Below are 10,271 nucleotides of genomic sequence, written 5' to 3' on the forward strand. Positions count from 1 at the left end.
GTAGGAAGCCCTTAACAGCATGAAGCCCTTAACGGCATGAAGTCCCCCGGGAAGTTTTCCCGGGGGACTTCATGCTGTGCGGCTGCCCTTACGCCTTGGCGTCCTGCAGCTCGCGCGGTGCCGTGTCGGCAGTGGTGCCGTCGGTGGGCTCACCGGCTGCGGTTTCGTGGTCGTCCACGAACGGGGTGCCGTTGCGCGGTGCGTTGTACAGCGACTCGTCGAGGATGCCCTGGCGCTTGGCCACGATGGTGGGAACCAGCGCCTGGCCCGCCACGTTCACCGCGGTCCGGCCCATGTCCAGGATGGGGTCGATGGCGAGGAGGAGTCCGACGCCGGCCAGCGGGAGTCCCAGCGTGGAGAGCGTCAGCGTGAGCATCACTACGGCGCCGGTGGTGCCTGCGGTCGCTGCGGAACCCAGCACGGAGACCAGGGCGATCAGCACGTACTGGCTGAAGTCCAGGTGGATGCCGAAGAACTGTGCCACGAAGATCGCGGAAACGGCCGGGTAGATGGCGGCGCAGCCGTCCATCTTGGTAGTGGCGCCCAGCGGCACTGCGAAGGAAGCGTAGGCCCGGGGGACGCCCAGGCTGCGTTCGGTGACGCGCTGGGTCAGCGGCAGGGTACCCACCGAGGAGCGGGACACGAAGGCCAGCTGCACGGCCGGCCATACACCGGAGAAGTACTGCTTGATGGACAGACCGTGGCTGCGGACCAGGATGGGGTAGACCACGAACAGGACCAGGGCCAGGCCCACGTAGATCGCGACGGCGAATTTGCCCAGGGAACCGATGGTGTCCCAGCCGTAGACTGCGACGGCGTTGCCGATCAGGCCGATGGTGCCAAGCGGGGCGATGCGGATGATCCACCACAGCACCTTCTGGATGACGGCAAGGGCCGAAGCGTTCAGGTTCAGGAAGGGTTCAGCGGCCTTGCCCACCTTGAGGGCCGCAACGCCCACGGCGATCGCGATCACCAGGATTTGGAGGACATTGAAGCTGACCGACGTGGTGACTGCGCCGGAGTCGGCAACCGTGGAGCTGGCGCCGAGGCCGAGGAAGTTCTTCGGGAAGAGGCCCACGAGGAATGCCCACCAGTCACCGGATTTGCCGGTGTATTTGGCTTCCTCGGTGATGCCGGTGTTGGCGCCGGGCTGCAGCAGCACGCCCAGGCCGATTCCGATCAGCACGGCGATCAGGGACGTGATGGCGAACCACAGGAGCGTGTTCCATGCCAGCCTTGCCGCGTTGGATACCTGGCGCAGGTTGGAGATGGAGCTGACGACGGCGGTGAAGATCAGCGGAACAACGGCGGTCTGCAGCAGCGAGACGTAGCTCGAGCCGATGGTCTGCAGCGTGGCGCCGAGGGCGTTCGGGTTGGTCTTGGTGCTGCCGGTGTACTTGGCGAGCAGGCCGAGGCCCAAGCCCGCGATGAGGGCGGCGATGATCTGGAAGCCGAAGGAGGAAGCCCACTTGGGCAACTGGAATCCGGTCTTCCCCGCGGAGGATGGGGTGCTTGTCTGAGTGGTCACCAGAACAAGCTAGACCTGCACCGCATACCACGTCGAAAGAATATTGAGAAATATTACGCGGCAACAATTGTGCTATGCGCTGGAAACACCCGTGAACACAAGGCAGGCAGCGGTATTTGTTACTTATTCCCACGATGGGTGTGCTTAATGTCTCCCGCGGAGCCAGCAAGGGGCCCATCCGGCAGCGCGTGTCAAAGCGAGGAACGAGCAGCGCGCAGAGGATGGGCCCCTTGGGGCCGCGCAGTTCAGGGTCAAGACAAGAGCGCCCGGCGGAGGGTGTCCAGTCCTACGGAGCCGATGTTGAGGGCCTTGGTGTGGAACTCCTTCAGGTCGAACCCGGGACGGGCTTCGAGCTCGGCGCGGATTTGTTCCCAAAGCCGCTGGCCCACCTTGTAGGAGGGTGCCTGGCCGGGCCAGCCAAGGTAGCGGGTGAACTCGAAGTTGAGCTGGCCCTCACTGATGGGGAGGTTTTCCTTAAGGAAGCCGTAACCCGTCTCTGCTGTCCAGGTACCGGATCCCCAGCGCCCGGGCATGTCCAGTTCGAGGTGGACGCCGATGTCGAAGACGACGCGGGCAGCCCGCATGCGCTGCATGTCCAGCATTCCCAGGTGGTCGCCGGGATCGGTGAGGTACCCCAGCTCCTGCATCAGTTTCTCCGCGTAGAGGGCCCAGCCTTCCCCGTGGCCCGAGGTCCAGCAGACGTTGCGCCGCCATTTGTTGAGCAGTTCGCGGCGGTAGGTGGCAGTGGCTACCTGGAGGTGGTGGCCGGGGACGCCCTCGTGGTAGACGGTGGTGGTCTCGGCCCAGGTGGTGAAGGTGTCCTCGCCGGCCGGGACGGACCACCACATGCGGCCGGGCCGGCTGAAGTCATCTGACGGGCCGGTGTAGTAGATGCCGCCCTCGTCCGTGGGGGCGATCCGGCATTCGAGGGTCTTCATGGCCTCGGGGATGTCGAAGTGGACGCCGGCGAGCCCAGCCATGGCCTTGTCCGAAAGATCCTGCATCCAGGCCTGCAGGGCATCGGTCCCCTTGAGCTGCCGGGCGGGATCGTTGTTGAGGATTTCCTTGGCCTCCGCGATGGTGGCACCGGGCTTGATGCTGTCGGCGACGCGTTCCTGTTCGGCGATGAGGCGCTCCAGTTCCTGGACGCCCCAGGCGTAGGTTTCTTCCAGGTCCACTTCGGCGCCGAGGAATGCACGCGAAGCCAGCGCGTACCGCGCCCTGCCCACTGCGTCCTTTTCGGGTGCTGCCGGGAGCAGCTCGGTGCGCAGGAACTCTGCCAGCCCCACGTAGGCGCTCCGGGCCGCGCCGGTTCCGGCGTCGAGCTTTTCCTGGAGCGGCGCGGGCAGGGGGCCGCCGGCGGTGGCTGCACCGGCGGCCAGCTTGGCGAAGAATCCGTCGTCGGCGGCGTACTTGGTGACCTGTTCAATGACGATCCGGACCTGCCTCGCGGCGGCGACTTTGCCGGCGTCCCTGGCGACGCGGAGGGATTCGATGTAGCCGCTGATGGCCGCCGGCACGTTGCCGGCGCGGCCCGCGATGTGCTCCCAGTCCTGCGAGGTGGCGGTGGGCATGAGGTCGAAGATGGCCCGGATGTCCTGGGCGGGGGAGGCGATGTTGTTGAGCTCGGCATACTCCCAGCCGGAGGCGTGGATCAGCAGTTGCAGCCCGAGCCGCTCCCGCATCGCGTCCAGGGTGACGGCGTCGACGTCGTCTTCCGGCTGCAGGCCCTCCAGTGCGGCCAGCGCGTCTCGCGCGGCCTCGGCGAAACCTGCGATGCCGGCAGGAGAGAAGTCCTGGTATTCCGTCTCGTGGCCCGGCAGGCCGAGAGTCGTGGCGAAGGTCGGGTTGAGCCTGATGAGGGTGTCGGTGTAGTCATCGGCGACGGCGTCGATGCGGGTATGCGGGCGCGCGGCGGGTGCAGTGTCTGTAGTCACATTCCGAGACTACCCGGCCGGGCGGACAGGGCGGGCCCACGCGGCCGCGGGTTCCCTGGCCGAGCGAAGGGAGGTGAGCGAAGCGAGGTGAGGGAGGCGCTGGGGAGCGTCAGCCGTGGCTGCGCTTCCACGCGCCGGGGCCGGGCGACGGCGCGAGCCGCAACTGCTGCCGGCGCACCCAGTGCCGCACGCTGGGTGCGGCAGGCTTGGCAGGCGTCGGGCCGCCAAGGGTCAGGACGACGGCGGCCAGCGCGGCGAGTTCCTCGGCGTTCGGTTGTCCTTTGACGACAGAGAACAGCGGCGCGGTCGGGGTTTCGGCAGGCTCAACCACCGGCATCTGGTCAGGCGTCACAGCGGGATGTTCCCATGCTTCTTGGCCGGGAGGCTGGCGCGTTTGTCGCGCAGTGCCCGCAGTCCCTTGATGATCTGGACCCGGGTGTCGGAGGGGGCGATCACGGCGTCCACGTAGCCCAGCTCTGCCGCCTGGTAGGGGTTGAGGAGTTCTTCCTCGTACTGGCGGATGACCTCGGCGCGGCGCGCTTCGACGTCCCCGCCGTTTTCCGCAACGGCGGCAAGGTCGCGGCGGTAGAGGATGTTGACGGCACCCTGGGCGCCCATGACGCCGATTTGCGCGGTGGGCCATGCAAGGTTCAGGTCGGCGCCGAGCTTCTTGGAGCCCATCACGATGTAGGCGCCGCCGTAGGCCTTGCGCGTAATCACCGTGAGCTTGGGGACGGTCGCCTCGGCGTAGGCGTAGAGGAGCTTGGCGCCGCGGCGGATGATCCCCTGGAACTCCTGGTCCTTGCCCGGAAGGAAGCCGGGAACGTCCACCAGGGTGATGATGGGAATGTTGAAGGCGTCGCAGTGGCGCACGAACCGGGCCGCCTTTTCGGAGGCGGCGATGTCCAGGGTGCCGGCGAACTGGAGCGGCTGGTTGGCCACGATGCCCACCGTGTGGCCCTCGACGCGGCCGTAGCCGATCATCACGTTGGGGGCGTACAGGGCCTGCATCTCCAGGAAGTGTCCGTCGTCCACGATCTGTTCGACGACGGCCCGCATGTCGTAGGGCTGGTTGGCGGAATCCGGAACCAGCGCATCCAGGGCGAGGTCGTCGTCGTCGACCTCCAACTCCTGCTGGTGTCCCAGCACGGGTGCCTCGGACAGGTTGTTGGAGGGCAGGAAGTCCAGCAGTTCGCGCACGAACTCGATGGCGTCGGTTTCGTCGGAGGCCAGGTAGGTGGACGTTCCTGTGGTGGCGTTGTGCTGCCGGGCACCGCCCAGCGTTTCCATGTCCACGTCCTCCCCGGTGACGGTCTTGATGACGTCCGGGCCGGTGATGAACATATGGGACGTCTTGTCCACCATCACAACATAGTCGGTGAGGGCGGGGGAGTAGGCGGCACCGCCGGCGGAGGGGCCCATGATGAGCGAGATCTGCGGCACGACGCCTGAGGCGTGCACGTTGTTGCGGAAGATGTCCGCGAACATGGCAAGGGATGCCACGCCTTCCTGGATGCGTGCGCCGCCGCCGTCCAGGATCCCCACCACGGGGCAGCCGTTGCGGAGGGCAAATTCCTGGACCTTGACGATCTTTTCGCCATTGACCTGGCTCAGCGAGCCGCCGTAGACGCTGAAGTCTTGGCTGTAGACGGCCACCAGCCGGCCGTCGACGGTGCCGTAGCCAGAGACCAGGCCGTCGCCCAGCGGTTTCTTCTTTTCCATGCCGAATGCCGTGGAGCGGTGCACGGCGAGGGCATCGAATTCAACAAACGAGTCTTCGTCCAGCAGCAGCTCGATGCGTTCGCGGGCCGTGTTCTTGCCGCGGGCATGCTGCTTTTCGATGGCCTCGGGGCCGGAGGGCTGTGCGGCACGCGCCTGGCGGTCGCGGAAATCTGCGATCTTTCCCGCTGTCGTTGTCAGATCGTGGCTCATCAAGTGTCTCCGGCTCTGTAGCAAGTCAGTTCTGTTGGCAGTCGGTCCGCATTCGCAGGAGCTTTAAGTAGCATCCACACAAAAGAAGGACCCTGGTGGCAAGTCTAATGACGGTTTGTGCGCCCGCAGCTGTAGGGAACCTACAATTTTCTGCGGTTCCAGCACCCTCTCCGTTATGTTACCCGCCAGTAACTTAGTTGGGCTACAGTGTTTCCATGACTTCAAGCGACGAGGCTTTGCAGGCACCCCGGAGCCCCTACCGGGCAGCCGGTTCCCTGGCAGGACGCACCATCCTCATCTCCGGCGGAAGCCGCGGAATCGGCCTGGCCATCGCCAAGAGGGCGGCCCGGGACGGCGCCAATATCGTGCTCCTGGCCAAGACCGGCACGCCCCACCCCAAACTGGCGGGCACGGTCTTTACCGCCGCCGAAGAACTGGTGGAGGCCGGCGGCCAGGCGCTGCCCCTGGTGGGCGACGTCCGCCGGGACGAGGACGTGGCCGGAGCCGTCGCTGCCGCCACGGAGCGCTTCGGCGGCATCGACGTCGTCATCAACAACGCCTCTGCCATCGACCTGTCCACCACGGACGCCGTCGACATGAAAAAGTATGACCTCATGCAGGACATCAACGTCCGCGGCACCTTCCTGCTCTCCAAGCTGGCGCTCCCCGCCCTCCGGGCCTCGGCGCACGGGCACATCCTGACGCTGTCCCCGCCGCTGAACCTCCACCCCTCCTGGGCGGGAAAGCACCTCGCCTACACCATGGCCAAGTACGGGATGAGCCTGACCACGCTGGGCCTGGCCGAGGAATTGAAGGCCGACGGCGTCCGGGTGAACTCGCTCTGGCCGTGCACCCTGATCGATACGGCCGCCATCCGCAACATGCCCCACGGCTCAACGATGGTGCTGGCCGCGCGGGGCCCGCAGATCATGGCCGATGCCGCCCACGCCGTCCTGACCGGAAGCCACCTTGCCGCAGGAGATGCGGAATCGGGCAATTTCTACACGGACGAGCAGGTCCTGGCGGGCGCCGGCGTCACTGATTTCCGGCCCTACAGCCTCGGTGCGGCCGAGGACCAATTGGTTCCGGACATCTTCCTCTAGGGCCGGTTGGGTCCCGCCCGGACCGCCCGGCCACCTCCCTGTTGTTGCGGGTGGTGGACGGCCCCGGGAGGAATCCGTGCTGATGGGTAGTCTCCAGCTTCGCTCGGTAGGATTCAGGTATGGATGACACGCACGTACCGGGCACCCCCCTGAACCCAGTGGACCTGGCCGACCAGCGTTTCCTCTCCGCCACAGGCATTTCCCGGATCGACGTCGTGGACTCGACGGGCTCCACCAACGCTGACCTTCTTCGTGCCGTCACGGTGGACCCTTCGGCCTGGCCGGACCTTTCAGTCCTGACGGCCGAATACCAGACCGCCGCCAGGGGCCGGCTGGACAGGCGCTGGGAAGCGCCGCCGCTGAGCTCGGTGTCCGTCTCCGTGGTGCTGCGTCCCGTCAACGCGGAGGGCCGGCCGCTCCCCACCCAGAGCTACTCCTGGTTGTCCCTCATCGCCGCCCTCGCACTGCGCGAGACGCTGCTGGATACCGCCGGCATCCCGGCCGAGCTCAAATGGCCCAACGACGTCCTGGTGCGCGGCCGGAAGATCGCCGGCATCCTGGCCCAGCTTGGTCCGATGGCTGACGGCAAGGTGCCCGCGGTGGTCCTGGGCACCGGCCTGAACGTCACCCTCCGCGAACGCGAACTCCCGGTCCCCACCGCAACATCGGTGGCACTTGAAGGCGCCCGGACCACCGACCGCACCGTCCTGCTCAAGAGCTACCTCACCCACTTCGCCACCTTGTACCGCAGTTTCTGCAACGCCGACGGCGACCCCACGGCCGGGATGGCCGGCGGCCCTTCCCTGCACAAGCGGATAGAGGCGGTGATGGTCACGCTGGGCAAACAGGTTCGTGCACAGCTGCCCGGCGACCACGAGATCATTGGACACGCTTCCCGGCTGGATGACTACGGCTCCCTGCTGGTGGTGGACCGCGATGGGCGGGAGCATGTGGTGACGGCCGGCGACGTGGTGCACCTGAGGCCGTGGACAGCACCGGAAAACTCCGGCCAAGGCGGTTATGCGTAAGAGCCTCCTTCCCGGGGAACAAGTCATCGTCACCACCCGCCCGCAGCCCAGGAAGCTCGCCGGTGCCGCCGCAGCCTTCGTGCTCGCCCCCGCGCTGGCAGCCTTTGCCAGCGCCTGGATCATCCGCGGCGGCGCTGCCCGGGTGGCGCCGGTCCTGAACCGGCAATGGACATCATGGCTCGTGGCCGGCTGCGTCCTTGCTGTCGCCGCCGTGTGGCTGGGCTACTGCCTGCCGCGGCTCCTCCGCTGGCAGGGAACCCGGTACACCCTGACCAGCCAGCGGATGGTGGCCCGGTACGGCATGCTGAACAGGCGTGACCAACAAGTGAACCTGGTATCCGTGCGTAACCTGACCGTCCATGAATCGCTCCTTCAGCGGTTGGTGCGCTCCGGGAATATATCCTTGGAAACCGGGTACCAGGGCGTGGTGACCTTTCCGGACGTGCCCGAGGTTGCCCGGTTCCGCGACTTTATCCTCGACGCCATCGGGGAACTGCCGGACCAGGCCGATGCCCTGCCGGATGCGACGTTTTATCCCGCCGGTGCTTTTCCGGAGGACATGAGAGAAGGTGGACGGGATGACCGATGAGGACCAGCAGGAACGCGTCAACAGCATCGATCCCGGCATCGGCGCCATCGACACCGCCGCCGACACCGCTGCCGCCGTCGACGCGGCCGCGCCCGGCACCTCCGCGCCCGGCACCTCCGCTCCCGGCACCTCCGCTCCCGACACCGGCGCAGACAGGCACCCGCCCACCGGTGCCATGTCCGCCGAGCGCCTCGCCATGAAGGCCCTGGAAGCACGTCTCCTTGGCGGGGAGCGCAAGCTCCGTCGTCGTGAAGTGGCCGCCGGCGCCGGTCTTTCCCTCCTCTCCGCCCGGAAACTTTGGCGCGCCCTTGGCTTCCCGAACTTTGGCGACGAAGACGTTGCCTTCACCGAACGCGACCAGGCGGCTCTGTCCACCGTGGTGGACCTGGTCCGCGCCGGCAAACTCACCGAGGAAGCGGCGATTTCAGTCACCCGGGCAATCGGCCAAATGACGGATCGCATGGTCGTGTGGCAGATCGAGGCCCTGGTCGAGGACATGGTCCACGAGCAGGGCGTCACGGACGCCGTGGCCCGCAAGCGCCTGGTCAACGAACTTCCCGCCCTCGTGGACGCGCTCGAGGAAGTGCTGGTGTACTCCTGGCGCCGCCAGCTCAACGCAGGCGTCCAGCGGCTCGCGGTCCGCGCCGAGGCGGGCCTCCAGGCCAGCGAAGAAGGCCGGGAAGGCGACGAAGACGATGCGCCGTTGCCCTTGGCACGTGCGGTTGGTTTCGCCGACCTGGTGTCCTACACCAGCCTGTCCCGGCGGATGAACGAAAAAACACTGGCCCGCCTGGTCCAGCGGTTCGAAAACAAATGCGCTGAAATCATTTCGGTAGGCGGTGGCAGGCTGGTCAAGACCGTGGGCGACGAAGTCCTGTACATCGCCGAAACACCCGCCGCAGGTGCCGAGATCTCCCTGGCGCTCGCTGAAGCGTTCACCGCAGACGAAATCCTCCCCGAAGCCCGGGTGGCCATGGTCTGGGGCAGGATCCTCTCCCGCCTCGGTGACATCTACGGCCCCACCGTCAACCTGGCAGCCAGGCTGACCACGCTCGCGGACCCGGGAACCGTGCTGGTGGACTCGATGACCGCCTCCGCCCTGGAGCACGACGAGCGGTTCGTCATGATTCCCCAGGACCCGGAAAATGTCCGCGGTTTCGGCGAAATCAAACCCGTCCGCCTCACCCGCGGACGCGGCAAGGGCCTGGTCCTGGACTAGGGGCACCACCCGGCGACGGGTGACCCGGGGCTGCCCGAAAACAATTTGTCCACTTGTTGGCGGATAGCGGTATGGTTGTGATGCCCGGGGTCCTGTGCCACCGGCTGCCGGCAGGGGCAGAGAGCTATCGGGGGATAACACTTCATGGAACGTCGCGACCAATCGCGCGCTGAAAACCCTGGTTCCGCCATGCCCTCGAAACGCCGGCTGCTGCGCTCGCGGTGGTCCGCCGGGGCTGCGTTTGGTGTGGTGGTGGCTGTGGTGGTGACGGGTGCGGTGTTGTATCCGGGGTTTAAGACCACTGAGGTTGAGTTGAATGATGGTGGCGTGTGGGTGGTGTCGAAGTCCAAGAATGCTGTTGGGCGGTTGAATTATCCTTCGCGGGTGCTTGATGGTGCGGTGACGCCGGCGTCGACGACGTTTGATGTGTTGCAGCATGCGGGTGAGGTGTTTGTTGATGATGCGACTGGTTCGACGTTGAACCAGGTGTCGCCGGCGAATATGCGCCTGGGTGGGGATAAGCGGTTGCCGGGTTCTGCTGCGGTGAGTTTTGGGGCGCAGACGATTTCGGTGACGGATCCGGCGTCGGGCAAGGTGTGGGCGGTGTCTCCGTCGACGGTGAATGGTTTTGATGAGGAAGCGTCGGAGCCTGTCATGGTGGGTTCTGAGGGGATTGTTTCCGCGGTGGGGTCTGATGACCGGATTTATTCGGCGGATCCGAAGTCCGGGGTGGTGTCCGTGACGGGGGTGGATGCCAATGGTGCGGTGATGTCCTCGGAGTCCAGTACCTGGGAGGGGTTGAAGGGTTCCGGGGATCTGCAGATGACGGTGGTGGGGGACAAGCCGGTGGTGTTGGATGCTGCGGCGGGGAACCTGTTTTTGCCTGGTGGTAAGCGGCTGGTGTTGGAGAATGCGCGGGATGCGAAGTTGCAGCA

At 66.2% G+C, this 10,271-nt stretch carries 8 protein-coding genes and 1 pseudogene; 5 read left to right on the plus strand and 4 right to left on the minus strand.

Going from position 1 to position 10,271, the window contains the following annotated elements; translation table 11 throughout:
• Nucleotides 1-88: 88 nt before the first annotated feature.
• The 4 genes from DFO47_RS15050 to DFO47_RS15065 all read right to left on the minus strand — a co-directional run bounded on the left by DFO47_RS15050 (nt 89) and on the right by DFO47_RS15065 (nt 5,397).
• The gene (locus DFO47_RS15050) at nt 89-1,528 is read right to left on the minus strand and encodes a dicarboxylate/amino acid:cation symporter (protein ID WP_133832173.1); all 1,440 of its coding nucleotides are present in this window, start codon (nt 1,526-1,528) and stop codon (nt 89-91) included.
• 251 nt (nt 1,529-1,779) lie between these two features.
• Entirely contained in the window at nt 1,780-3,465 is a 1,686-nt protein-coding gene (locus DFO47_RS15055; protein WP_133832174.1) for a DUF885 domain-containing protein, read from the minus strand.
• 109 nt (nt 3,466-3,574) lie between these two features.
• Complete coding sequence (locus DFO47_RS15060; protein WP_133832195.1) at nt 3,575-3,802, minus strand: acyl-CoA carboxylase epsilon subunit; 228 nt, start codon at nt 3,800-3,802, stop codon at nt 3,575-3,577.
• A gap of 11 nt (nt 3,803-3,813) precedes the next feature.
• Entirely contained in the window at nt 3,814-5,397 is a 1,584-nt protein-coding gene (locus tag DFO47_RS15065) for an acyl-CoA carboxylase subunit beta (protein ID WP_018762994.1), read from the minus strand.
• 215 nt (nt 5,398-5,612) lie between these two features.
• Here DFO47_RS15065 and DFO47_RS15070 point away from each other — a divergent pair, with 215 nt between their 5' ends.
• From DFO47_RS15070 to DFO47_RS15090, 5 genes and pseudogenes are all read left to right on the plus strand, one after another.
• Nucleotides 5,613-6,500, plus strand: coding sequence for an NAD(P)-dependent oxidoreductase (locus DFO47_RS15070; protein ID WP_026264931.1), 888 nt, complete (start codon nt 5,613-5,615; stop codon nt 6,498-6,500).
• Between the two features lie 119 nt (nt 6,501-6,619).
• A complete protein-coding gene (locus DFO47_RS15075) occupies nt 6,620-7,528 on the plus strand; it encodes a biotin--[acetyl-CoA-carboxylase] ligase (RefSeq protein ID WP_133832175.1) in 909 nt (302 codons plus the stop codon).
• A complete protein-coding gene (locus DFO47_RS15080; RefSeq protein ID WP_018762997.1) occupies nt 7,521-8,117 on the plus strand; it encodes a PH domain-containing protein in 597 nt (198 codons plus the stop codon). The genes DFO47_RS15075 and DFO47_RS15080 overlap by 8 nt, the downstream gene beginning before the upstream one ends.
• Entirely contained in the window at nt 8,107-9,336 is a 1,230-nt protein-coding gene (locus DFO47_RS15085) for an adenylate/guanylate cyclase domain-containing protein (RefSeq protein ID WP_133832176.1), read from the plus strand. Before DFO47_RS15080 ends, DFO47_RS15085 begins: the two co-directional genes overlap by 11 nt.
• A gap of 144 nt (nt 9,337-9,480) precedes the next feature.
• Nucleotides 9,481-10,271, plus strand: a pseudogene (locus DFO47_RS15090) (hypothetical protein); the annotation flags it as partial.

This window comes from Arthrobacter sp. AG258, from assembly GCF_004364695.1.
In the GTDB taxonomy this organism is placed as follows: domain Bacteria; phylum Actinomycetota; class Actinomycetes; order Actinomycetales; family Micrococcaceae; genus Arthrobacter.